The 23,359-nt window shown below is 68.3% G+C and carries 20 protein-coding genes; 10 read left to right on the forward strand and 10 right to left on the reverse strand.

The window, feature by feature from the left end; all coding sequences use genetic code 11:
- Positions 1 to 3 precede the first annotated feature (3 nt).
- Positions 4 to 1,065 carry an NAD(P)H-dependent flavin oxidoreductase gene (locus BMZ21_RS05020; RefSeq protein WP_091830298.1) on the forward strand — a complete coding sequence of 354 codons (1,062 nt, stop codon included), beginning with the start codon at positions 4 to 6 and terminating at the stop codon, positions 1,063 to 1,065.
- Positions 1,066 to 1,085: 20 nt separating this feature from the next.
- Here the strand turns inward: BMZ21_RS05020 and BMZ21_RS05025 are convergent, their stop codons facing one another.
- From BMZ21_RS05025 to BMZ21_RS05060, 8 genes are all read right to left on the reverse strand, one after another.
- Positions 1,086 to 1,775 (reverse strand): DUF2161 domain-containing phosphodiesterase, encoded by a 690-nt coding sequence (locus BMZ21_RS05025; RefSeq protein ID WP_091830300.1) that lies wholly within the window; start codon positions 1,773 to 1,775, stop codon positions 1,086 to 1,088.
- Between the two features lie 78 nt (positions 1,776 to 1,853).
- Positions 1,854 to 3,020 (reverse strand): NAD(P)/FAD-dependent oxidoreductase, encoded by a 1,167-nt coding sequence (locus BMZ21_RS05030; RefSeq protein WP_091830302.1) that lies wholly within the window; start codon positions 3,018 to 3,020, stop codon positions 1,854 to 1,856.
- Positions 3,021 to 3,025: 5 nt separating this feature from the next.
- Complete coding sequence (locus tag BMZ21_RS05035) at positions 3,026 to 4,636, reverse strand: NAD(P)/FAD-dependent oxidoreductase (RefSeq protein WP_091830303.1); 1,611 nt, start codon at positions 4,634 to 4,636, stop codon at positions 3,026 to 3,028.
- Positions 4,637 to 4,750: 114 nt separating this feature from the next.
- Positions 4,751 to 5,509 carry an amino acid ABC transporter ATP-binding protein gene (locus BMZ21_RS05040; RefSeq protein WP_425285404.1) on the reverse strand — a complete coding sequence of 253 codons (759 nt, stop codon included), beginning with the start codon at positions 5,507 to 5,509 and terminating at the stop codon, positions 4,751 to 4,753.
- Positions 5,506 to 6,357: an amino acid ABC transporter permease gene (locus tag BMZ21_RS05045; protein WP_091830307.1), complete on the reverse strand. Its 852-nt coding sequence runs from the start codon at positions 6,355 to 6,357 to the stop codon at positions 5,506 to 5,508. Before BMZ21_RS05045 ends, BMZ21_RS05040 begins: the two co-directional genes overlap by 4 nt.
- Entirely contained in the window at positions 6,354 to 7,103 is a 750-nt protein-coding gene (locus tag BMZ21_RS05050) for an amino acid ABC transporter permease (RefSeq protein ID WP_091830309.1), read from the reverse strand. The genes BMZ21_RS05045 and BMZ21_RS05050 overlap by 4 nt, the downstream gene beginning before the upstream one ends.
- Before the next feature lie 108 nt (positions 7,104 to 7,211).
- Positions 7,212 to 8,033, reverse strand: a complete 822-nt coding sequence (locus BMZ21_RS05055; RefSeq protein WP_091830311.1) for a transporter substrate-binding domain-containing protein — start codon at positions 8,031 to 8,033, stop codon at positions 7,212 to 7,214.
- An 88-nt stretch (positions 8,034 to 8,121) separates the two neighbouring features.
- Positions 8,122 to 9,123: a GlxA family transcriptional regulator gene (locus BMZ21_RS05060; protein ID WP_091830313.1), complete on the reverse strand. Its 1,002-nt coding sequence runs from the start codon at positions 9,121 to 9,123 to the stop codon at positions 8,122 to 8,124.
- Positions 9,124 to 9,178: 55 nt separating this feature from the next.
- Here BMZ21_RS05060 and BMZ21_RS05065 point away from each other — a divergent pair, with 55 nt between their 5' ends.
- The 9 genes from BMZ21_RS05065 to BMZ21_RS05105 all read left to right on the forward strand — a co-directional run bounded on the left by BMZ21_RS05065 (position 9,179) and on the right by BMZ21_RS05105 (position 21,760).
- Positions 9,179 to 10,429 (forward strand): sarcosine oxidase subunit beta family protein, encoded by a 1,251-nt coding sequence (locus tag BMZ21_RS05065; RefSeq protein WP_091830635.1) that lies wholly within the window; start codon positions 9,179 to 9,181, stop codon positions 10,427 to 10,429.
- A gap of 21 nt (positions 10,430 to 10,450) precedes the next feature.
- On the forward strand, positions 10,451 to 10,726 hold the full coding sequence (locus tag BMZ21_RS05070) for a sarcosine oxidase subunit delta (RefSeq protein ID WP_091830315.1): 276 nt from the start codon (positions 10,451 to 10,453) through the stop codon (positions 10,724 to 10,726).
- Entirely contained in the window at positions 10,723 to 13,704 is a 2,982-nt protein-coding gene (locus BMZ21_RS05075) for a sarcosine oxidase subunit alpha family protein (RefSeq protein ID WP_091830317.1), read from the forward strand. Before BMZ21_RS05070 ends, BMZ21_RS05075 begins: the two co-directional genes overlap by 4 nt.
- On the forward strand, positions 13,697 to 14,329 hold the full coding sequence (locus BMZ21_RS05080; RefSeq protein WP_091830319.1) for a sarcosine oxidase subunit gamma: 633 nt from the start codon (positions 13,697 to 13,699) through the stop codon (positions 14,327 to 14,329). Before BMZ21_RS05075 ends, BMZ21_RS05080 begins: the two co-directional genes overlap by 8 nt.
- An 86-nt stretch (positions 14,330 to 14,415) precedes the next feature.
- The gene (gene purU / locus BMZ21_RS05085) at positions 14,416 to 15,279 is read left to right on the forward strand and encodes a formyltetrahydrofolate deformylase (protein WP_208862218.1); all 864 of its coding nucleotides are present in this window, start codon (positions 14,416 to 14,418) and stop codon (positions 15,277 to 15,279) included.
- Between the two features lie 253 nt (positions 15,280 to 15,532).
- Entirely contained in the window at positions 15,533 to 16,549 is a 1,017-nt protein-coding gene (locus BMZ21_RS05090; protein ID WP_091830639.1) for an amino acid ABC transporter substrate-binding protein, read from the forward strand.
- A 145-nt stretch (positions 16,550 to 16,694) separates the two neighbouring features.
- The gene (locus BMZ21_RS05095; RefSeq protein ID WP_091830321.1) at positions 16,695 to 17,612 is read left to right on the forward strand and encodes a LysR family transcriptional regulator; all 918 of its coding nucleotides are present in this window, start codon (positions 16,695 to 16,697) and stop codon (positions 17,610 to 17,612) included.
- A gap of 90 nt (positions 17,613 to 17,702) precedes the next feature.
- Positions 17,703 to 19,754, forward strand: coding sequence for a hydantoinase/oxoprolinase family protein (locus BMZ21_RS05100; protein ID WP_091830324.1), 2,052 nt, complete (start codon positions 17,703 to 17,705; stop codon positions 19,752 to 19,754).
- Positions 19,755 to 19,756: 2 nt separating this feature from the next.
- Positions 19,757 to 21,760, forward strand: a complete 2,004-nt coding sequence (locus tag BMZ21_RS05105; RefSeq protein ID WP_091830326.1) for a hydantoinase B/oxoprolinase family protein — start codon at positions 19,757 to 19,759, stop codon at positions 21,758 to 21,760.
- Positions 21,761 to 21,769: 9 nt separating this feature from the next.
- Here BMZ21_RS05105 and BMZ21_RS05110 read toward each other — a convergent pair whose 3' ends face one another.
- Both BMZ21_RS05110 and BMZ21_RS05115 read right to left on the reverse strand, forming a co-directional pair.
- Positions 21,770 to 22,483, reverse strand: a complete 714-nt coding sequence (locus BMZ21_RS05110; protein WP_091830328.1) for an MOSC domain-containing protein — start codon at positions 22,481 to 22,483, stop codon at positions 21,770 to 21,772.
- Entirely contained in the window at positions 22,480 to 23,355 is an 876-nt protein-coding gene (locus BMZ21_RS05115; protein WP_091830641.1) for an ABC transporter permease, read from the reverse strand. The genes BMZ21_RS05110 and BMZ21_RS05115 overlap by 4 nt, the downstream gene beginning before the upstream one ends.
- Positions 23,356 to 23,359 lie beyond the last annotated feature (4 nt).

The following is a 23,359-nucleotide window of genomic DNA, read 5'->3' on the forward strand; positions in this document are numbered from 1 at the left end:
ACCATGACCAGCACCGCACAAGCGCGCCTGCTCGACCTGTTCGGCATCGACCTGCCGATCATCCAGGGACCGATGGCCCTCGCGAGCACGCCCGAAATGGTCATCGCCGTCAGCGAAGCCGGCGGGCTCGGCTCGCTGGCCGGCGCGCAGTACGATGCGGCGGGCCTGCGGGCCGCATTCGACACGGTGCGGGCCGGCACGCGACGGCCGTTCAACGTCAACTTCTTCTGCCACACGCCCCCGGCCGATGACCCGGCCCGTCAGGCTGCCTGGCTCGACCGCCTCGCCGGCCACTATGCCGAGGCCGGGCTCGACCCGAACATGCCGAAGACGCCGAGCGGGCGCACGCCTTTCGACGCAGGCCTGGCGAGCGTGGTGGAAGAGTACCGCCCCGAGATCGTCAGCTTCCATTTCGGCCTGCCAGCGCCCGACCTGTTCGAGCGGGTGAAGCGAACCGGCGCCAGGATCATCGCCTCCGCCACGACCGTGCCCGAGGCGCGCTGGCTCGCGGACCACGGCGTCGACGCGGTCATCGCCATGGGCGCCGAGGCCGGCGGCCATCGCGGCATCTTCCTGAACGACCGGATATCCGAACAGCTCGGGACCTTCGCACTGGTGCCGCAGGTCGTCGATGCCGTGCCGGTCCCGGTCATCGCCGCCGGCGGCGTCACCGACCGGCGCGGGGTGGAGGCTGCTTTTGCGCTCGGAGCGGCGGCCGTCCAGGTCGGCACCGCCTATCTGTTCACGCCCGAGGCCGAGGCCAAGATCTCGCCGATCTACCGCAAGGCGCTCCGCATGACCGAGCGGCCGACCGCGCTCACCAACCTGTTCACCGGCCGGCCGGCGCGCGGCATCGTCAACCGCGCCATGACGGAGCTCGGCCCGATCTCAGAGCTCGCGCCGGCCTTCCCGACCGCCGGCACGGCGCTGGGACCGCTGCGCAGTGCTGCGGAAGCTGCCGGCCGCGACGACTTCACCCTGCTCTGGGCCGGCCAATCCTTCCCGCTCGCCAGGCCGATGTCGGCGGCGGCGCTGACGCGGATGCTCGCGGGGCTGGACGGTTGATGGAGGCCGTTGCGCGCTGCTTAAGCCGATAGCCTACTGCGCTCGGTCTCGACCGGCGGAACGTTCGTGCCCCATAGCGCGAGCGCGCTGCGGCCGGCCTCGGTCAACCCGTAGACGCCGCGCTCGGCACGCTCGAACCAGCCATAGACGTTGCGGTGCAGGATCTTCTGGGCGTCGGGGCATGCCGGCTTGAGGTCGCGCGGGCGCTGGGGCGCCGTGCTCATCGCCGCGGCGCAAGCGAGTGCCTGCTGGCGATAGGCGGTCATGATCGGCCGGCGCGTGCTGCCGCCGGCAGCGGGGTCGCCCTTGCGCCGCCGGTGCTCGTCGACCAGCCGCGAGCGGGCCTTGGCGTTCTTGCGCGGCGTCGGCGCGACCGGCGAGACCAGAACCTCGACGCGCCCCGTGCTGCTGACGCCGAGCAGGCCGAAGCCCAGCCGGCGGCAGAGATTGCGATAGCGCGGATCGCTCTCCCGGCCCTTGCCCCGGGCCGAGAGCTGCGCCGCCAGCCAGATCTCGTCGCCGAGGCGCAGTCGGTCGACGCCCTGCAGGATCAGCTCCAGATTGAAGGCCAGCTTCAGTTCCCCGATCACCACCACCGTTGGATCGCCTTCCCTGAGGCCGACGAGGTCGCAGCGGCCGATCTCACCCTTCACGGCATAGCCGAGTTCCTCGAGGAAGCGCTTGACGGGCGGGTAGAGGGTGGTTTCCACGCGGGGCTCTCCGGACGACTCGCACCATGATGGTAGCAAGACGTTTCGAAGTGCCGAACGCGGACGCCGGAGCCCGTCCTAAGCCGCCACCGCCTCGGTCGCAGCGGTCACCTGCCAGCCCTGCAATTCACGCCAGTTCGGCTCCAGCTCGGCGAAGCGCGCCAGTGCGAAGCTGGAGATGTCGGCGAAGCCGCAGGCCCCGTCGATGACGAGGTCGCGGATCGCCCGCCCGCTCGCGGGCGAGAGGCCGAAGCCGACGCTCGACAGCGTCGCGACCACGACATTGGCCTGCGAGGCGAGCCGGTCGATCACCGGCCGGCCATCCGGCGTGTTCTCGATCACCCCGGCCCAGGAGCGGATGATGCGGGCATGCGACGCCTTCGGCAGTAGTTCGGCAAGCCTCCGGCCCATATGCAGCATCAGCGGCGTGGTTGGCTTAGGCAGCGTGCCCTCCTCCGCCATGGCCAGCCATTCATGCGGCCCGCCACCGTAGGCAAGATTGCCGCGCAGGGTCTGTCGGCCATAGAGCCCGCAGCCGTCGACGCCGCCGAGCGGCATCAGCGGCAGCGGCTCGGTCACGATCATCTCGCAGCGGGCCGACTGCACCGGCACCTCCTGCCCGAGCATGACGGAAAGACGCCCGGTCTGCGGACCGGCGGCGAGCACGAGGCTGTCACAGCCGATCTCACCACGATCGGTCTCGACCGCGACAACCCGGCCGCCCTCGGTCCGGAAGCCGGTGACGGTGGTGTGCTGCAGGATGCGCCCGCCATGGTCCTGCATCGCCCAGGCGTAGCCCTGCAGCGTGCGGTGCGGATTGGCATGACCGCCGAACTTGTAGTGATAGCCGCCGACGACGGTATCGCCTGCCAGCGGCACCAGTTCCTTGGCCTGCTTGACGTCGAGCACCTCGGACTCGAAGCCCTGCCGCGCGGCATTGCGCAAGGCGCGGCCATAGAGCGCCATCTGGTGCTCGCTCGCGGCAAGGCGAACACGCTCGCCCCGGAACTCCGTGGGGTAGCCGAGCAGTTCGTCCATGATCGGCCAGAGCCGCTGCTCCTCGGCGAAGAGCGGCGAATGATGGTGCGAGCAGCCGCCGCCATTGCGGCCGGAGGCCTCCCAGCCGATCAGCCCCTTCTCCAGCACCAGCACGTCGACGCCATCCCGCGCCAGCCACCAGCCTGCGGAGAGGCCGGTGACGCCGCCGCCGACGATGACGACCGAAGCTCCCTTGATCTCGCTCATGACTCTCACTCGCTCGCGACGGGGCCGGTCGCGTCATTGCCAGCGACGGTATAGCGCGCCGGCACCTCCCAGAACGGCACCCATTGCGCATGCATGCCGAACCAGGTGTCCCAGTGCTCGGCCTGCTCGGGCGCCTCGGGAACAAGGGCGGTCATCGCCAGCGGCATCGGCCGGACCGGCGCGCGATAGCCGGCGAGCGGGATCGCCGAGAGCGGCTGCGCCGCGCCGAGCGCCAGCAGGGCTGCGACCTGCTCGCGGCAGCGTCGGCCCTGGCACGGCCCCATGCCGGCGCGGGTCAGGCGCTTGACCTGATCGGGATTGGGCGGGCCCTCGCCGAGCAGCGCCGAGAGCGAGCGGTCATTGCGGCGCTCGTTCTGCCAGTCGAGATAGCGCGGCGGGCGGACTTCCAGGATCTCGCGCGCCGTCACCTCCTCGCATTGGCAGACATGGAACTCGGCCCGGGCCTCGATCACGCTCGCCCTGACCCAGGCGAGACGATAGGCGGAGATGTCATAGTCCGGCACAGGCGGCGCTGCGGCTGCCGTACTGGCGATGTCCTCCCCAAGCGCCACGACAGCGCGGGCCGCCTCCGCCTCTGCGATGGCGCGGTCGCGCGTCTTGGCGGCCCAGAGGCCGGCGCAGTCGCCGACGGCGTAGACATTGGCGAGGCTGGAGCGCTGGCTCGCGTCGAGCACAGGCGCATAGCCGCCGCGCTCGGCCTGGAACGCGACCTTGCAGCCGGCTGCGTCGATCAGGTCGATGACGGGCGTGGCTCCGACCGCCAATACGATGCCGTCGCAGGCGATGGCGCGCTCTTCGCCAACCGGGCGGCCCTCCCCGTCCAGCCTCGCGACGACAGCCGCTTCGACGCCATCGCGGCCGATCGCCTCGCGCACGACATGGCCGGCCAGGATTTCGGTCCCGCCGGCGCGGAGCTTCGCCAGAAAATCCGCGTCGCCGATCGGTTCGGGCGCCTGCTCGACGATGGCGGCGATGGTGACGCCCGCCTCACGCAAGGCGAGCGCGGTGGTCAGGGCCTCCGTGTTCGAACCGAGGACGACGACGGTTCGGGGACCGAAGGCGTCGTAGCGCGTCGCGAGATTGAGCGCGGCGGTGGCGCCCATCACGCCAGGCTTCTCCCAGCCGGGAAAGCCGAGGCCCATGTCGCGGCGGCCGCAGGCAAGGATGACGTGCCGGGCCTGGACGAGGATGCTGCTCTCCTCGTCGGCCAGGCCGGCGACGAGGCCCGGCATCCAGCCGAGCGCCGGACCGTTGGCGTAGAGCCCCCAGCAGGCTGTGCCGAGACGCAGATCGACACCAGCCTCGAAGGCCTCGGCGATCCGCGGCTCGGAGGCGACGAAGGCCTCCATCATGGCGTTGCGGTTGCGGGCGCTGGCGGCCATGCCCTGACCGAAATGCAAGGGGACGTCGTCGCCCATCGTCTTGAACGGCACCGGGTTCTCGTCGACCAGCAAGACGCCAAAGCCCCGCGCCGCCGCGCCGATGGCAGCTTCGAGGCCGGCAGCGCCGGCGCCGACGACGAGGACATCGACACTCTCGGCAATGGCGAGCGGCTTGCCGGTGACGGATTTGGGATCGGGGGCCGGAACGGTCATGGTCTGCGCTTTCGAATGACTGGGCTCATTCTTGGCGCCGGCACCTGGCGGAGCCGGCCGGTTTGCGACATCGACCGGCCGGGACACGACATCCGGGCCGAGGGACCTGCCAGCTCAGAGCACCTGTTCGAGGAAGGCGCGGGTGCGCGTCTCGCGCGGTGCGCCGAAGAACTCGGCCGGCGCCGCATGCTCGACGATGACGCCGCCATCGGTGAAGTAGACGTGATCGGCGACCTCGCGGGCGAAGCCCATCTCATGGGTGACGAGGATGCAGGTCATGCCCTCCGCCGCGAGGTCGCGGATGGTGACGAGCACCTCCTTCTTGGTCTCGGGATCGAGCGCGGCAGTGACCTCGTCGAACAACATCACCTTCGGGTTCATCGCCAGCGAGCGGGCGATGGCGACGCGCTGCTGCTGGCCGCCGGAGAGTTCGCCCGGATAGGCATCGTGCTTGTGCGAGAGCCCGACCTTGGCGAGTAGGCGCCTGGCCCGCTCCCCGACCTCGGCAGGGTCCTGCTTCAGCACATGGATCGGCGCCATCATGACGTTCTGAAGGGCCGTCTTGTGCGGGAAGAGATTGTATTGCTGGAAGACGATGCCGACATCGCGGCGCAGCGCCAGCTTGTCCAAAGCGGGATCGTTGACCTGCCGTCCGGCGACTGTGATCGAGCCCTTGCTGATCGGCACCAGCGCGTTGATGCAGCGCAGCAGCGTCGACTTGCCGGAGCCGGACGGGCCGATGATGCAGACGGTCTCGCCGCGGCGGATGGTGAGGCTGACATCCTTGAGCACCATGAAGGCGCCGAAGGCCTTCTCGACGCCCTCGACGACGACGACCGGCTCGCCGAGTTCATGCCTGGCAGCCATGGTCATCCCTTCACGTTGAAGCGGCGTTCGAGCGCCATGGTCAGGCGCGCGATCGGGTAGCAGTAGGAGAAGAACATCATCAGCAGCATCAGGTACATCGGCAGCATCAGCTCGGGCCGGCTCTCGGCGACGAGGGCCGCACGGGTGATGGTGAGCCCGTCCTGGATGCCGACCACCGAGATCAGCGTCGTCGCCATGGTCAGGATGGCGTAGAGGTTCATCCACGGCGGCAGCATGCGCTTGACCGCCTGCGGCAGGATGATCATCCACATCGTCTGGCGGCGGGTGAAGGCGAGCGCCTCGGCCGATTCCCATTGGCCCGAGGGGATCGAGCGGATGCCGCCGCGCACGATCTCCGAGACATTCGCCGCGACGGGAAGCGCCAGACCGATGATCGCCTTGACCCAGGCCGGGAAGGCGATGGTGACCGGCCCGAGCCTGATCTCGAAGGGCAGTAGGAACATCGCGTAGAACAAGAGCACGAGCCAGGGCGCGTTGCGGAAGAACTGCGTCGCCGCCCATGACGGCTGGCGCATGATGGCCGAGGGCGAGACCTGGCCGATGCCGAACAGCACGCCGACCGCGGTGCCGAGCGCCATGGAGAGGACGCTGATCAGCAGGTTGAACAGGAAGCCCTGGAAGATCAGCGGCGCCCAGCGCAGCAGGATGATGACGGCGCTATCGCGGGCAGTCGGCCCCGTCGTCTGCGCTACCGCGAGCGAGGCGGCGAAGACGATGGCGACGCCGGCTACGAGCCCGGCGCTGAGCATCATCGGTGCAGCGAGCCCGCTCGGCGCGATCGGCGCCGCGCGGAAGGGTTTCAGGACGGGGAGATCGGTCGTGGCGGTCTTCATGGCATGTATCCGGGAATGCGCATGGCCCGCTCCCAGCGATGCATCACCCAGACCAGCACCGCGACGAACAGCACGTAGACCACCAGCAGCACGTTCATCATTTCGCGGACATTGAAGACCTCGGACCATATCTGCGACGCCGCATAGAGCAGCTCGGGCACGCCGATGGCGTAGGCTAGCGTCGTGGTCTTCACGAGGTTGACGAGGTTGTTGTTGAGCGCCGGCAGGCAGATGCGGAAGGCGAGCGGCAGCACTATCTGGCGCCAGAGCTGGAAGCGGGTGTAGCCGAGCGATTCCGCCGCCTCGACCATCGTCTCCGGCACAGCCTCGATGCCGGCGCGGAAGATCTCGACGTTGAAGGCGCCAGCGAAGAGCGAAAAGGCGATGATCGCCCAGCCGGTGCCGCTGACCAGCGGCGACTGCCCGCCGAAACCGTCCGACACCGTCGGCAGCAGGCCGCCGACGGCGAAATAGAAGAAGGAGAGCTGCACCAAGGGCGGCGTATTGCGGAAAAACTGGACGTAACCCCGCACCACGAGCCGGCCGGGCCGCGAATTGCTGCCGGCGACCCAGACGCCGAGCAGTCCGATCGCGAGCGAGGCCAGGATCGAGACGACGCAGATATAGGTCGTCGTCCACAGCCCGGTCAGGAAGCGCGAGCGGTCGAAGGCGTCGTAGAAGATCGAGAAGTTGAGGCCGTGGACCTCGTTCAGGCGCTCGAAGAAAGCGGCGATCATGTCCGACATCTCGGGATGACTAGCAGCGCCATGGTCGAGCCTGACCCGACCATCTCGGAAACCAGAGCACTCTGGTCATGAGATTCTCGGGCCAAGCCCGAGAATGACGCGCCGTGGCTACGAGCCGGCCTTCAGCTTTTTGTTGGTCTCGATCAGATAGGGGCTCTGCTTGATGCCCCATTTGGTCTCGAGCGCCAGTAGCTTGCCGCTCTTGTGCCAGTCGACCGACATGTCCTTGATCAGCTTGCCGAAGGCACCGTCGAGATCGTCGAGGCGCACGCCGATCGCCCAGAGCTGCGGATCCTCCGAGACCAGCGGCATCTCGTAATTCGCCCATTTCGGATCGCCGCCCGAGAGCGTCGAGACGATCAGCGTGTCGTCGAACAGGAAGGCGACGCAGTTGTTGCCGAGCAGCGCATTCAGCCCGTCCGGCACCGAGGGGAACACCACCATCTCCGGCGAATACATCTGCGAGACGCGGCGGTTGTAGTAGGCGCCCTGCACGGCGCAGACCTTGCGGCCCTTGAGGTCTTCCCACTTCTTCAGGCCGGCGCTCTTGGGCGCGAGCACATTGGTGGCCCCCGCATAGTAGTTCGGCTCGATCATGCCGATCTGCTTGCGCCGGTCCTGCGTGTCGCCGAGCGTCGCCAGGATCATGTCGATGCGGCCCTGGCGCAGGAACTCGATGCGGTTGGCGGCGATCACCGGCACCATCTCGAGCTTGACGCCGATCTTGCTCGCGACCTCCTGGGCGAGATCGATCTCGAGGCCGACGATCTTGCCTGACGGATCGAGGAAGCCCCAGGGCTTGTAGTCGTTCTTGACGCCGACGGTGAGGACGCCCTTTTCCTTGATCTTGGCGAGCGTGTCCTGCGCGAAGGCCGGCACGGCGGCAAGCGTGGCGGCGAGTGCGAATGCCAGGGCGGTCAATCGTTTCATCGGTCGCGATCCCCTTGTTTTCTTATGAAGCCCTAGCTTCGGGTGGATCGGCGCATAGATTTGACTGGATGCGACGCTTTCTTGACTCTCAGCGGCGAGCCGGGCGGACCTCCTGCACACGCTCGGCCCGTGGCGGATGGCCGAAGCGCTCGCGATAGCTGCGCGAGAAATGGCTGGCGCTGGCAAAACCACAGGCAAGCGCGGTCTCCAGGATCGAGAGGCTGGTCTGGCGCAGCAGGTCGCGGGCGCGGTCGAGGCGCAAGGCGAGATAGTGCTCGCCGAGCGAGCGGCCGAGATGCTGGCGGAACAGACGCTCGAGCTGGCGTAGCGAGACGTTCGCGAGCCGAGCGAGTCCCTCGCGCGACTCGGGGGTCTCGATGGTCTGCTCCATGCGGGCGATCACGCGCAGGAGCGGCGCATGGGCGATGCCGAGCCGCTCGCGCAGCGGCATGCGCTGCGGCCCCGCCCCTTCCCTGACATGGGTCTGGAGGAACCATTCGCTGACCGCGAGCGCGAGCTCGCTGCCGTGCTCGCGCGCGATCACGGCGTGCAGCATGTCGAGCGGCGCGGTGCCACCGCTGCAGGTCAGGCGGTCGCGGTCGATCTCGTAGAGCGAGCGCCGCAGGTCGAGATCGGGATATTCCTCAAGGAAAGCCGGCGCGTGCTCCCAGTGGATGGTGAAGCGATAGCCGGAGAGCAGATTGGCGCGCGCCAGCAGATAGGGGCCGCCCGAGACGCCGCCGATCTTCACGCCGCGCCGCGCGAGCTGACGCAGCCAGGCGAAGGTCGGCTGGTGATGGAACAAGGCCGGATTGCCGCCGGCGCAGACGAAGAGATAGTCAAGCCTGAGATCGGCGCCGACGCTGGCATCGGCGGCGATGGCGACGCCGTTCGAGGCCGTCGCCGCGGCGCCGTCGATCGAGACATGGCTCCAGCGATAGAGCGGCCGGCCCGAGAGGCGGTTGGCGGCGCGCAGGGGCTCGATCGCCGAGGCGTAAGGCAGCAACGCGAAGTCAGGGATCAGCAGGAAGCCGACATGGGTCGGCGCGCTGTCGTCGCTATCAGGCAATCTGATGTCGCTATCGAGCATGTCGGCGAGCCTATGTCGGTCAATCTCCTGATGACAAGACCGCCCGGACCCAATGATGCGCTATTCCATCTTCTCGCTGCTGTCCCAGACGCTCCGGGGCCACAAGGGCTGGACTCCGGCCTGGCGCGATCCCGCGCCGAAGCCCGAATACGACGTGATCATCATCGGCGGCGGCGGCCATGGCCTGGCGACGGCGCATTACCTCGCCAGCCGGCACGGCATCACCAATGTCGCGGTGCTGGAGAAGGGCTATCTCGGTTCCGGCAATGTCGGCCGCAACACCACGATCATCCGCTCGAACTACCTGCTGCCGGGCAACACCCCGTTCTACGAGCTCTCGATGAAGCTCTGGGAAGGGCTGGAGCAGGACCTCAACTACAACGCCATGGTCAGCCAGCGTGGCGTCTTGAACCTCTACCATTCCGATGCCCAGCGCGACGCCTTCGCCAGGCGCGGCAACGCGATGCGGCTCGCCGGGGTCGATGCCGAACTGCTCGGCACCGAGCAGGTCCGGGCGATGCTGCCCTATCTCGATTTCGACAATGCGCGCTTCCCGATCCAGGGCGGCCTGCTGCAGCGCCGTGGCGGCTCGGCCCGGCACGATGCCGTCGCCTGGGGCTTCGCCCGCGCCGCCGACAGCCGCGGCGTCGACATGATCCAGAACTGCGAGGTCACCGGCATCACCATGTCGGGCGGGCGCGCGATCGGCGTCGAGACCTCGCGCGGGCCGATCCGAGCGAAGAAGATCGCCATGGCGGTCGCCGGGAACTCATCGCGTGTCGCGGCGATGGCGGGAATGCGCCTGCCGATCGAGACCCATGTCCTGCAGGCCTTCGTCTCGGAAGGGCTTAAGCCGCTGATCGACTGCGTCGTCACCTACGGCGCCGGGCATTTCTACATCAGCCAGTCCGACAAGGGCGGCCTCGTCTTCGGCGGCGACATCGACGGGTACAACTCATACGCCCAGCGCGGCAACCTGCCGGTGATCGAGGACGTGATGGAGTCGGCGATGGCGCTGTGGCCCGGCCTCGGCCGGGTGCGGATGCTGCGCCATTGGGGCGGCGTCATGGACATGTCGATGGACGGCTCGCCGATCATCGATACGACGCCGGTCGACGGGCTCTATCTCAATGCGGGCTGGTGCTATGGCGGCTTCAAGGCGACGCCCGCCTCGGGCTTCTGCTTCGCCCATCTGATCGCGACGGGACAGCCGCACGAGGTCGCCACCGCCTACCGGCTCGATCGCTTCGCCACCGGGCGGGTGATCGACGAAAAGGGCGCCGGCGCCCAGCCGAACCTGCACTGACCGCGCGCTGCCGAGGATCCCATGCGCATCACCTGTCCCCATTGCGGCGCGCGCGACGCCCAGGAATTCAGCTATCTCGGCGCCGCCGATCTGCAGCGCCCCGAAGGCATGGCGGCGAGCGAGGCCGCGATGGCCGATTACGTCTACCAGCGCGACAACCCGGCCGGCGTCCATCGCGAGCTCTGGTATCACGGCGCCGGCTGTCATGCCTGGCTGGTGGTGACCCGCGACACCCGCAACCATGCGATCACCGCGGTCGAGCCGGCGAAGGCGCGCAAGGCGGGAGCGGCGGCATGAGCACCCAGCCTTTCCGCCTCGCCTCCGGCGGCCTGATCGATCGCGGTCATCCGCTGGATTTCAGCTTCGACGGCGCCTCCTATCGCGGCTATGCCGGCGACACGCTGGCCTCGGCGCTGCTCGCCAACGGCGTGCGCCTGGTTGGCCGCTCCTTCAAATATCATCGCCCGCGCGGCATCCTCTCGGCCGGGCCAGAGGAGCCGAACGCGCTGGTCGAACTGCGCTCCGGTGCGCGCCGCGAGCCCAACACCCGTGCGACCGTCGTCGAACTGTTCGGCGGGCTGGAGGCGGCGAGCCAGAACCGCTGGCCTTCGCTCGCCTTCGACCTGCTCTCGATCAACGGGCTGATCTCGCCGGCCCTCGTCGCCGGCTTCTACTACAAGACCTTCATGTGGCCGGCCTCCTTCTGGGAAAAGCTCTACGAGCCGCTGATCCGGCGCGCCGCCGGCCTCGGACGCGCCGCCGGAGCGGAAGATCCGGACCATTACGAGAAGGCCTTCGCCTTCTGCGACCTGCTGGTGATCGGCGGCGGGCCGGCCGGTCTCTCCGCTGCGCTGGCAGCCGGGCGCAGCGGCGCCCGCGTGATCCTCTGCGACGAGGATTTCCGGCTCGGTGGACGGCTGCTGGCCGAGCAGCGCGAGATCGACGGCAAGCCAGCCTCCGAATGGCTCGCCGCGACGCTGGCCGAGCTTACAAGCCTGCCGGAGGTGCGGATCATGCCGCGCACCACCGTGTTCGGGCTCTACGATCACGGCATCTACGGCGCGGTCGAGCGCGTCGCCGATCACCTGCCGCAGCCGCCGGCGCATCAGCCACGCCAGCGCGGCTGGCGCATCCATGCCAGGCGGGCGATCCTCGCCGCCGGCGCGCTGGAGCGGCCGATCGTCTTCGCAGGCAATGACCGGCCCGGCGTGATGCTGGCCGGTGCGGTGCGGTCTTACGTCAATCGCCATGGCGTCCTGCCCGGCCGCGAAACCGTGCTGTTCACGGCCGGCGACGATGGCTGGACGACGGCGCGCGATATCGCCGCGGCTGGCGGCAAGGTCGCGGCGATCGTCGATTCCCGCCCCGCCGATCCCGTCCGCAAGGCGCTCGCCGACAAGCTCGGCGCGCGGCTGTTCGCCGGCGGCGCCGTGACGGGCGCGCGTGGCGGGCGGCAGCTCAGCGGCGTCACCATCCGCGATGCCTCGGGCGCGGTGAGCGAATTGTCCTGCGACCTGCTCGCCGTCTCCAATGGCTGGAACCCGACGCTGCACCTGACCTCGCACCAGAACGGCAAGCCGGCCTGGGACGAGAGCCTACAATGTTTCGTGCCGGGAACCGTGCCGGCGGGGCTCACGGTCGCCGGGAGCGCCGCCGGACGCTTCACGCTGGCGCAGGCGCTGGAAGACGGCGCGAGGCTCGGACGCGATGCGGCGACCGAGGTGGGCCTGACCACGCTGCCGGCCGAGCCGACCCCGACGACCGACCCCGAGACAAACGGGCTTTCGCCGGTCTGGCGGGTGTCCGGCGGCAAGGGAAAAGCCTTCGTCGACTACCAGAACGACGTCACCGACAAGGATGTCGAGCTCGCCGCCCGCGAGGGCTTCCGGCCGGTCGAGCATCTCAAGCGCTACATCACGCTTGGCATGGCGACCGACCAGGGCAAGACCTCGAACCTTTCTGGCCTCGCCATCATGGCCGAGCAGACCGGCCGGACGATCCCGCAGACCGGCACCACCACCTTCCGCCCGCCCTATACGCCGGTCGCGATCGGGGCGCTCGCCGGCCATCACCGCGGCAAGGACTTCAGGCCGATCCGGCTCGCGCCGACGCATGACTGGTCGAAGGAGCAAGGTGCCATCTTCGTCGAGAGCGGGCCTTGGCTGCGGGCGCAATACTATCCGCGCTCCGGCGAGACCGACTGGCTGACGACGGTCAACCGCGAGGTCAAAGCGGTGCGCGCCGGCGTCGGCCTCTGCGACGTCTCGACGCTCGGCAAGATCGACATCCAGGGCGCCGACGCCGCCGAGTTTCTGGAACGCGTCTACATCAATGGCTGGAAGGCGCTGCCGGTCGGCAAGGCGCGCTACGGGCTGATGCTGCGCGAGGACGGCTTCGTCATGGACGACGGCACCACCTCGCGCCTCGGCGAGACGCATTTCCTGATGACCACCACCACCGCCAATGCCGGCAAGGTGATGCAGCATCTCGAATTCTGCCATCAGGTGCTGTGGCCGGAGCTGGACGTGCGCATGGTCTCGGTCTCCGAGCAATGGGCGCAGGTCGCCATTGCGGGGCCGAAGGCGCGCGAGACCCTGCGTGGTGTCGTCGACCGCGAGCACGATCTCTCGAACGAGGCCTTCCCCTATCTCGCGGCGCGGGCCGTCACCGTCGGCGGCGGCATCCCGGCGCGGCTCTTTCGCATCTCCTTCTCGGGCGAGCTCGCCTATGAGCTCGCCGTTCCCGCCGACTATGGCGATGCGACGGTGCGGGCGCTGATGCAGGCGGGCGCCCCCTTCGGCATCACGCCCTATGGCACCGAGGCGCTCGGCGTGATGCGCATCGAGAAGGGCCATGTCGCCGGCAACGAGCTCAACGGCCAGACCACGGCGCGCGATCTCGGGCTCGGCAAGATGATGTCGTCGAAGAAGGATTTCGTCGGCCGGCTGATGGCGGGTCGGCAGGCCCTGGTCGAGCCGGACCGGCCTGCCTTCGTCGGCTTCAAGCCGGTCGATCCCTCCCAGCGCCTGCGCGCCGGCGCGCATTTCATCGATATCGGCAAGCCGGGCGTGATGGAGAACGATGAGGGCTACATGACCTCGGTCGCCTACTCCCCGCATCTCGACCACTGGATGGGGCTCGGACTGATCAAGGGCGGAGCTGCCCGCGTCGGCGAGCGCGTGCGCGCCTATGACCCGGTGCGCAATGGCGACGTCGTCGTCGAGATCTGCTCGCCCGTCTTCGTCGATCCCGAAGGAGCCCGCCTCCATGGCTGAGACAGCGCGTTCATGGGCGCCGCGCAGCGCCTGGGCCGGCATCGCGCAGGCCGGGCAGATCGGTGCTGCCGGAGCGGCCGGCGTCACCGCGACCCTGCTCGACGGCTTCGGGCTGGCGACGCTGATCGCCGCGCCGGGCGGGGCCGCGGCCTTGTCGCAAACCGTGGAAGCGCGGCTGGGCATCGCCCTGCCGACGACGCCGAAGATCGTCCCGGGCGCCTCGCATGACGCGATCTGGTCCGGCCCCGATCAATGGCTTCTGCGCGCCAGTACGCGCGAGGGTTCGGGCAGCCTCCTGGAGTCGCTTTCGGCTCAGGCGGCGGTCAGCGACCAGAGCGATGCGCGCGCTGCCCTGCGGCTATCGGGTCCAGATGTGCGCGACGTACTGGCCAAGGGCGTGATGCTCGATCTGCATCCCGCCGCCTTCGCGGTCGGCGATGCCGCCTTGACAAGCATCGCCCATATCGGTGTGCATCTCTGGCGGCTCGCTGACGGGCCGGATGGATCCGCGTTCGAGATCATGGTCGCACGCAGCATGGTGGGAAGCTTCTGGTCCTGGTTCGCCGCCTCCGCGGCCGAATTCGGCTGCCAGATTTCCATCGATCGCTCCACCGGCCGAGGTTGACGGCAGCGCGCCGCGCGCCGTCCCTTCCGCCGACCTTTCCCCATTCTCATTGTTCAGGGACCCGCGCGAGCGGGCCGATCCGTCATATGTCCGATTCTCCGATGATCCTCGCTCTGTCCTGCCCTGATCGGCCGGGCATCGTCGCCGCCGTCTCGACGCTGCTCGCCGAGGCCGGCTGCAACATCCGCGACGCGCAGCAGTTCGACGACCTCGAAATCGGCCGCTTCTTCATGCGGGTGGTGTTCGACCGGCTCGAAGGCGCGCGCAGCGCCGCCGAGATTCAGGGTCTCGTCGACGAACTGGCAGCACGCTTCAAGATGACCGTCTCGCTGCGCGATGCGGCTGCCCGCAAGCGGGTCATGCTGCTGGTCTCGAAATTCGACCATTGCCTGGCCGACCTGATCTACCGCTGGCGCATCGGCGAACTGCCGATGGAGATCACCGCGATCGTCTCGAACCATGCCCGCGAGCACATCGCCTCGACCGATCTCGGCGACCTGCCCTTCCATCACATGCCGGTCAATCGGCAGACCAAGATGGAGCAGGAGGCCGAGCTCTGGCACCTGATCCAGGAGACGCAAAGCGATCTCGTCGTGCTCGCCCGCTACATGCAGGTCCTGTCGGACGGGCTCTCGGCCAAGCTCTCGGGGCGCTGCATCAACATCCACCATTCGTTCCTGCCCGGTTTCAAGGGCGCCAAGCCCTATCATCAGGCGCACGAGCGCGGGGTGAAGCTGATCGGCGCGACCGCGCATTACGTCACCTCCGATCTCGACGAAGGGCCGATCATCGAGCAGGACGTCGAGCGCATCAGCCATCGCGACACGCCGGACGACCTCGTGCGCAAGGGCCGCGACATCGAGCGGCGCGTGCTGGCCCGGGCGGTGCGCTACCACCTGGAAGATCGCGTGCTGCTCAACGGAAAGAAATCCGTCGTCTTCACCGATTGATTTGGAGCCTCGGTGCGGCCGGAGCTTCGCTGTGCGCCAAGCTCCGGCCCAGCCGCTGTCGAAAGCCGGCAGCGGCGCGAGGACCCGCGGCTCATCGAAGCGTTCGCGCAAACCCACGCCCGATACCCTGCCGAGCGGGCACTGCATCACGGCGATTTGTGCGTGTGCGAAGATAGAGAACGGCAGATCGTTCTTGCAGCGAGGCGGCATGTTGGCGGCGGCAGACATCTTCGCCGCAAACAAGGGGACCGCCATGAAGCGCCTACTCGCCGCTGCCCTTCTCTGCGCCTCAGCGACACTCGCGCAGGCCCAGGCTCAGAAATCCACCCTGTCCATCGTCAAGAGCCGCGGCGAACTGATCTGCGGCGTCAGTCCAGGACTCGCCGGCTTCGGCCTGCCGGACGAGAAGGGCGAATGGCATGGCCTCGACGTCGACCTCTGCCGCGCCATCTCGGCTGCCGTCTTCAACGATCCGAAGAAGGTGAAGTTCACGCCGCTCTCGTCCAAGGACCGCTTCACCGCGCTCCAGTCAGGCGAGGTCGACCTCCTGTCGCGCACCAGCACCTGGACGATGGCGCGCGACACCTCGCTCGGCCTGGCCTTCGCCGGCGTCAACTACTATGACGGCCAGGCCTTCCTGGTTCAGAAGAAGCTCGGCGTCGATTCCGCGCTCAAGCTCAACGGCGCGTCGATCTGCCTGCAGCAGGGCACGACGACCGAGCTCAACGTCGCCGACTATTTCCGCCAGAACAACATCAAGTACGAGCCGGTCACCTTCGACAAGGGCGACGAGGCGATCAAGGCCTTCGAATCCGGACGCTGCGACGCCCTCACCGACGATTCCTCGGCGCTCTACGCGCTCAAGCTCAAGCTGGTGAAGCCGGACGATGCGATCGTCCTGCCCGAGCTGATCTCGAAGGAGCCGCTCGGGCCGGTGGTGCGCAGCGCCGACCACGACTGGTTCAACCTGGTGAAATGGGTGCATTTCGCCATGGTGAACGCCGAAGAGCTCGGCGTGACCCAGGCTAATGCCGATCAGCAGCTGAATTCGACCAACCCCGAGATCAGGCGGCTGCTCGGCAAGGACGGCAAGTTCGGCGAGGCGATCGGTCTCACGCCCGACTGGGCCTACCGGATCGTCAAGCAGGTCGGCAATTACGGCGAAGCCTTCGAGCGCAGCGTCGGTGCCGGCTCGGTGCTCAAGATCGCCCGCGGCAAGAACGACCTCTGGAGCAAGGGCGGCCTGCAATACGCCCCGCCGATCCGCTGAGCGGTCACTCCGGCAAAGATCGCGCCGCGCCGGAGCGCCGTGGCGACAGCTGACAGTCGCCGCGGCGGCGCAACTTTCTGATTTTGCGCGAATTCTTGCCGTTCAGCCGATTCCGGCTGAACGGAAAGCGCGCTAGGATCACGCCATGCGTGCCCGCCAGATCGAAGTCTTTCGCATGGTCATGCGCTGCGGCACGCTAACCGGCGCCGCCGAGGCGCTCGCGGTATCGCAGCCGGCGCTCAGCCAGATCCTGCTGCACACCGAGGACGAGCTCGGCTTCAAGCTGTTCCTGCGCGTCAAGGGCCGGCTGATCCCGACGCCGGAAGCCGAGGAGATCTACCCCGAGGTCGAGCGCCTGTTCGGCGACCTTGAAATGCTCAGGCGGCGCACGCGCGATTTGCGCCACGGCAAGGCCGGGCTCGTGCGCCTTGCCGCCTCGGCCCCGCCCTCCCTCTCCTTCGTGCCGGAGGCGCTCCGCCATTTCCGCGCCGCGCATCCGAACACGCGCGTGCGCTCCTATGTCGTGCCGGCCGAGGTCATCCTGACCATGCTCGACCGCGACCAGGCCGGGCTCGGCATCGCCATGATGGACCAGCCGACGCCCTTCATCGAGACCGAGGTGGTCGGCTACACCCGCGTGGTCTGCGTGCTGCCAGCCGGGCATCCTTTGGCCGAGCGCGATGCCGTCGGCCCCGAGGACCTCGATGGCGAGACGCTGATCTCCTATCGCGCCGAGTCGTTGCCGGGACAGCTGCTGCGCGACGCGCTGGCCAAGGAAGGCCTGCCCTTCCGGCCCGAGATGGAGATCGACGTCTCGATCATCGCTCTCGCCTTCGTGCAGCAGGGGCTCGGCGTCGCCGTGGTCGACGGCCTCCTGCCCTGGCACAATTTCCCCGGCCTGGTGACGCGCCCGTTCCGGCCGCATGTCGCCCTGCCGCTCTGCCTGCTCACCAGCACGCGCCGGCCGCTCTCGCGCAGCCATGAGCTGCTGCGCAACCATATCCGTACCGCCTGCCGGCAGCTCGATCTCGACCAGCCTGCGCCCACAGCAACCGAGGCATAAGGCCGGCTTATCCGGCAGCGCGGTTTTGGTGTTGGACCCTCGGGCGCACCGCCGCCAAGACTGGCCTGTCCTTTTACCAACAGGCGCATCATGAGCTGGCGTATCGGCGTCGACATCGGCGGCACCTTCATCGATTTCTGCGCGCTGGAGACCGGCAGCGGCCGCGTCGAAACCATCAAGGTTTTGACGACACCAGACGCCCCGGGCCGTGAGCTCCTCGCCGGGCTCGACCTGCTGAATGAGCGACATGCCGTGCCGCCGCAGGAGATCGTCTCCTTCGTCCACGGCACCACGGTCGGCATCAACACCATCATCCAGCGCAAGGGCAGCCGGCTCGGGCTGATCACCACCGCCGGCTTCGAGGATGTGATCGAGCTCGCGCGCCTGCGCATGCCCGACATGTACTCGCTGTTCTGTGCCCGCCCGGAGCAACTGATCCCCCGCGACCGCGTCTTCGGCGTCGGTGGACGCATCCTCTCCGATGGCAGCATCGCCGAACCGCTCGACCGCGATGCCCTTGCGGAAGCCGTCGCGAAGCTCAGGGCGCGCGGCGTCGATGGCGTGATCGTCTCCTTCCTGCACGCCTATCGCAATCACGCCCATGAAGCCGAAGCCAGGGCGCTGATCGCCGAGCTCGCGCCGGAGCTTTTTGTCTTCAGCACCAGCGAAGTCTGGCCGGTGATCCGTGAATATGAGCGCACCACGACCGCGATCCTGAACGGCTATGTCCATCCGCGTGTCTGCGGCTATCTCGAAGCCCTGGAGGAGGCGCTTTCTTCGCGCGCCGTGCCCGCTGGCCCGATGCTGACCAAGTCGAATGGCGGGGTGATGAACGCCGCCACCGGCAAGCGCGCCTGCGTCAATATGCTGCTCTCAGGCACGGCCTCGGGCGTGATCGGCGCGGCCTATCTCGCCGAGCAGGCCGGCGCCAGGAACATCCTCACCCTCGACATCGGCGGCACCAGCGCCGACCTCGCCCTGATCATCGAGGGCCAGCCGCAATTCGGCACCGGCGAGGTCGTCGGCGACTTCCCGCTCTATGTCCCCAGCGTCTCGGTGACCTCGATCGGCGCCGGCGGCGGCTCGATCGCCTGGGCCGACGCTTTCGGCGTGCTCAAGGTCGGCCCCGAAAGCGCCGGATCGACGCCCGGCCCCGCCTGCTATGGCCGCGGCGGCGCCCGCGCCACCGTCACCGACGCCATGGCGACCTGCGGCTTCCTCGGCCACACCGCCCTCGCCTACGACCAGATCGGCATGCGCCGCGATCTGGCGCAGAAAGTCGTCGGCGAGGTCGCAGCGATGCTCGGCCGCAGCGCCGAGGCCACGGCCGAGGCGATCATCGCCATCGCCGTCTCCGAGATGTTCGTCGAGGTCAACAAGCTCGTCGCCCGCTACGGCGTCGACCTGCGCGACTTCGCGCTGATGCCCTTCGGCGGCGCGGGGCCGATGCTCGGCTGCTTCCTGGCGCGCGAGCTCGGCATTCCGCGCGTGCTCGTGCCGCGCCGCCCCGGCGTCGTCAGCGCGCTCGGCGGGCTGATCGCCGATCTGAAGGGCGATTTCATCCAGAGCGTCTTCGCCGCGGCGGAGCCGGCCTCACTGCCGCAGCTGCGCGCGGCGCTGGCACAGCTCAAGCGCGACGGGCTCGCCTGGATCCGCGAGGACCAGCGCTTTACCGGCCCCGTCGTCGAAGCCTTGAGCGCCGACATGCGCTATCATGGTCAGTCCTTCGAGATCGAGGTGCAACTCGCCGAGGGCTGGCTCGCCGAGGGCGATCTCGCGGCCATATGCGCGGCTTTCCATCGCCAGCACCTTGCCATCTACGACTTCAACGACGAGGCGGCCGAGGTCCAGATCGTCAATCTGCGCCTCGTCGTCACCGGCGCGACGCCGCGGCCGGAACTCGCCCCCGCTAGCGAGGCGGTCGACGAGGTGGCGGTCCCGGCGCGCTCCATCACGGTCTGGCTCGACGGCGCCGAGCGCGAGATCGCGCTCTTCCACCGCGAGGCGCTGCGCTGCGGCCAGCATTTCTCCGGCCCGGCCGTGGTGGCGCAGGAGGACACCACGATCTGCATACCCGCCGGTTTCGAGGCGAAGGTCGATGCCTTCCTCAACCTGCATCTCATCCTGCGCGAGGGAGCCTGATCATGGTCGACAAGGTCACCCTGCAGGTCCTGGCCAATCATTGCCGGGCCGCGGCCGAGAACATGGCCTACACGCTCTACCGCACGGCCCATTCCACCTTCGTCAAGGAGACGGAGGACTTCACGGTGATGGTGATGGACCGCACCGGGCGCGTCGTCGCCGTGCCGATGGACCTCGGCGCGACCTGGTATCCGGGCATGAACTACAACCGCGCCATCGAGATGGTACCGGAGTATCGCCCGGGCGACATCGCCTTCACCAACGACCCCTATAGCGGCTATCTCGCCACCCACGCGCCCGACACGCATCTGTGGAAGCCGATCTTCCACGAAGGCGAGATCGTCTGCTTCGTCGGGGGCCATGTCCACAACACCGACATGGGCGGGGCGGTGCCGGCGAGCCTGTCGCGCTCGCTCACCGAGATCCATCAGGAGGGCATCCGCTTTCCGCCGATGACGCTGATGCGCGACGGCGCCTTCGACGAGACGGTGCTGCGCATCATGATGATGAATGTGCGCAAGCCGGCGCTCAACATGGGCGACCTCAAGGCGCTGGCCGGCGCGCTCAACACCGGCGAGCGCAAGATCCAGGCGATGGTCGCCAAGTTCGGTGCGAAGGGCTTCATGGACGGCCTCGACGGGCTGATGGACTATGCCGAGCATCAGGCCCGCGAGATCCTTCGCTCGATCCCCGACGGCGAGTACGCCTTCTCAGACTATGCCGACGAGGACAGCGTCGACGGCAATCCCTGCCGGCTGGCGCTGACGCTGACGATCAAGGGCGACGAGGCGATCCTCGACTTCACCGGATCGGACCCGCAGCTCGGCTCCTCGCTCAACGTCCCGACCGGCTCCGACCCGCGCCATACGCTGCTGCTCGTCGGCGTCTACTACGTGCTCTACACGCTGAACCCGCAGCTGCTGCTCAATTCCGGCCTGACCCGGCCATTCACCTGCATCGCGCCGGAAGGGACGGTGCTGAACCCGTCCTTTCCGGCGGCGGTCGGCATGCGCAGCCTGACCTGCGCTAGGCTGCGCAGCCTGATCTTCGGGGCGTTCAGCCTCGCCGCGCCGGAGCGCCTGCCGGCAGCGCCGGCCGGCTCCAGCTCGATCGTCAACGTGATGACGACGGACGAGACCACGCATCGCAGCGTCATCGCGGCGATCAATCCGGTGGTCGGTGGCGGTGGCGGCATGCCGCATCGCGACGGGCCGAACGGCTCTGGCGCCGACGCCGCCTATCTCAAGAACACGCCGATCGAGATCACCGAGACCGAGGTGCCGATCCGCTTCATGCGCTACGGGCTGCAGCCGGATTCAGGCGGCGCCGGGCGCTGGCGCGGCGGCCTCGCCACGGTGATGGAGTTCAAGGTCTTCTCGCCGAACTCGCGCATCACCGTGCGCAACCGCGACCGCTCGCATTTCCGGCCGTGGGGCACGCTCGGCGGGCTCTCCGCCGAAACCTCGAACTTCATCATCAATCCCGGCCGCCCAAACGAGCGCATCCTCGGCAATACCGACATCGCCATCGCCGAGCCAGGCGACGTGATCCACATCCATTCGCCAGGCGGCGGCGGGCGCGGCTCGCCCTTGGAGCGCGAGCCGGAACGGGTGCTGCTCGATGTCGAGCGCGGCTATGTCAGCCCAGGCGCGGCGCGGGAGCTCTATGGCGTGGTGATCGAGGGGGACGCCGTCGATCACGAGGCGACGGCGGCCCTGCGGGCAGAGCTGAAGACGCGCGCCCACAGCACGCATTTCCATTTCGGCCCCGAGCGGGACGCGTTCGAGCAGGTCTGGACGGCAGAGAACTATGCCGCGCTGACGCGGCTGCTGGCCGCTTTACCGGTCCACTGGCGCTTCTTCACCAAGACCAAGCTCTTCGCTGTGATGCGCAACGCTGCCGGCAAGCTCGATCTTGCGGCGGCCTTCGCCATCGTCCGGTGGGACTATCCGCAGATCCCGGAGGTCGGGCAGGACGCGCCCGCGATCGCGCAGGCGGCCGAATAGCCGCCGGCCTCAGCCGACGGTGACGGTCGCGCCGGTCGCGATCTCGCCGGGCGTCACCACGTCGCAATAGATGCCGAAATTGCGCTCGTGGCGCTTGACCACCGTCCGAAGGATTTCGACGTCCTGGGGCAGGCCCTCCTGCGCGATCGTGATGAAGCCGCAGCGCCCGCAAGGCTCGCGTCCGCGCAGCACGACGTCCCCGATCCTGATCTCGCGCCCGATCCAGCCATGCTCCGGGATGGCTTCGAGGTCATCGGGCCAATCAACGAGGATGTTCGGCCGGAAGCGGCGGGCATCGATGACGCTGCCGGGCAGTTCCCGTTCGAGGCTGCGGATCGCAGCGCTGGTGACGAGATGGATCGGCGCATGCTCGTAGCGCGGCCTGAATCCGCCTGAACCGAAAGCGTCGAACGGCTTGAGCACCGGCATGAAGCCGAAGGCCTGCGACAGGCCTTCCAGCAGCTCCGCATCCCGCGGCCCCACCCAGCGCTCGCCATCGAGCGACAGGGCGACGCCCTCCTGCACGGCTTTGGCATGAGCGCGCGGCACGCCGATGAAGTGCTTCTCGCGCCCCGGCGAGGCGATGCGGCCGGTGGCTGCGTCGAGCAGTCCCCAGATCCGGTCACCCACAACACCCGCGGCGTGTATGTGGAGCTGGTCCAGCCGCTCGCCGGCCATCGAGCTGACGGGATAGCGCCAGAGTTCGGCAACCTTTCCCGTCACTGACCATCCATCCGCGGATCGAGCGCGTCGCGTAGGCCGTCGCCGATGAAGTTGAAGCTGGTGACGGCAAGCGTGATCGCGGCGCCGGGGATGATGGCGAGCCAGGGCGCGCTGGTGAGATAGCTCTGGGCGCTTTCGAGCATGTTGCCCCAGCTCGGCGTCGGCGGCTGGATGCCGAAGCCGAGGAAGGAGATGTAGCTCTCCGCCAGGATCGCATGGGCGACGTTGAGCGTCGCCGCGACGACGATCGGCGCGATCGCGTTCGGCAGGAGCTCGCGGATCATGATGCGCCGGTTGCTCGCGCCGAAGGAGACGGCGGCCTGCGCGAATTCGCGCGTCTTCAGCGAGCGGATCTGCGCCTCGACCACGCGGGCGACCTCCATCCAGGAGGTCATCGCGATCAGGAGGATGATCGACGGCACCGAAGGCGAGATCAGCGCCGAGATCGCCAGCAGCAGGAAGATCGAGGGGAAGCACAGCATCGCATCGACGAAGCGCATCAGCGCGGCGCCGAGCGCTCCCTCGTAGAAGCCCGCGACCATGCCGACGACGATGCCGATCGCCATCGCGATCGCCATGGCCGAGAAGCCGACCGCCAGCGAGATCCGCCCGGCCATCAGTAGGCGCGCGAGGATGTCGCGCCCGAGCGGGTCGGTGCCGAGCACATGCGGGCCGGAGAAGGGCGCTGCGAAGCGGTTGCGGATGTCGATGAAGGTGTCGGTATAGGGCAGCAGCCAGGGGCCGACGATGCAGGCGAGCGTCAGGAAGATGATCGTCGCCGCGCCGAAAACTGCGAGCTTGTGACGCCTGAAGCGCTTGAAGCCGGGGCGGTGCCACAGTCCAGGCGGAGGCAGGGCGAGCGGTTCCGCCATCGCG

Source organism: Allobosea lupini (assembly GCF_900109525.1).
GTDB lineage: Bacteria > Pseudomonadota > Alphaproteobacteria > Rhizobiales > Beijerinckiaceae > Allobosea > Allobosea lupini.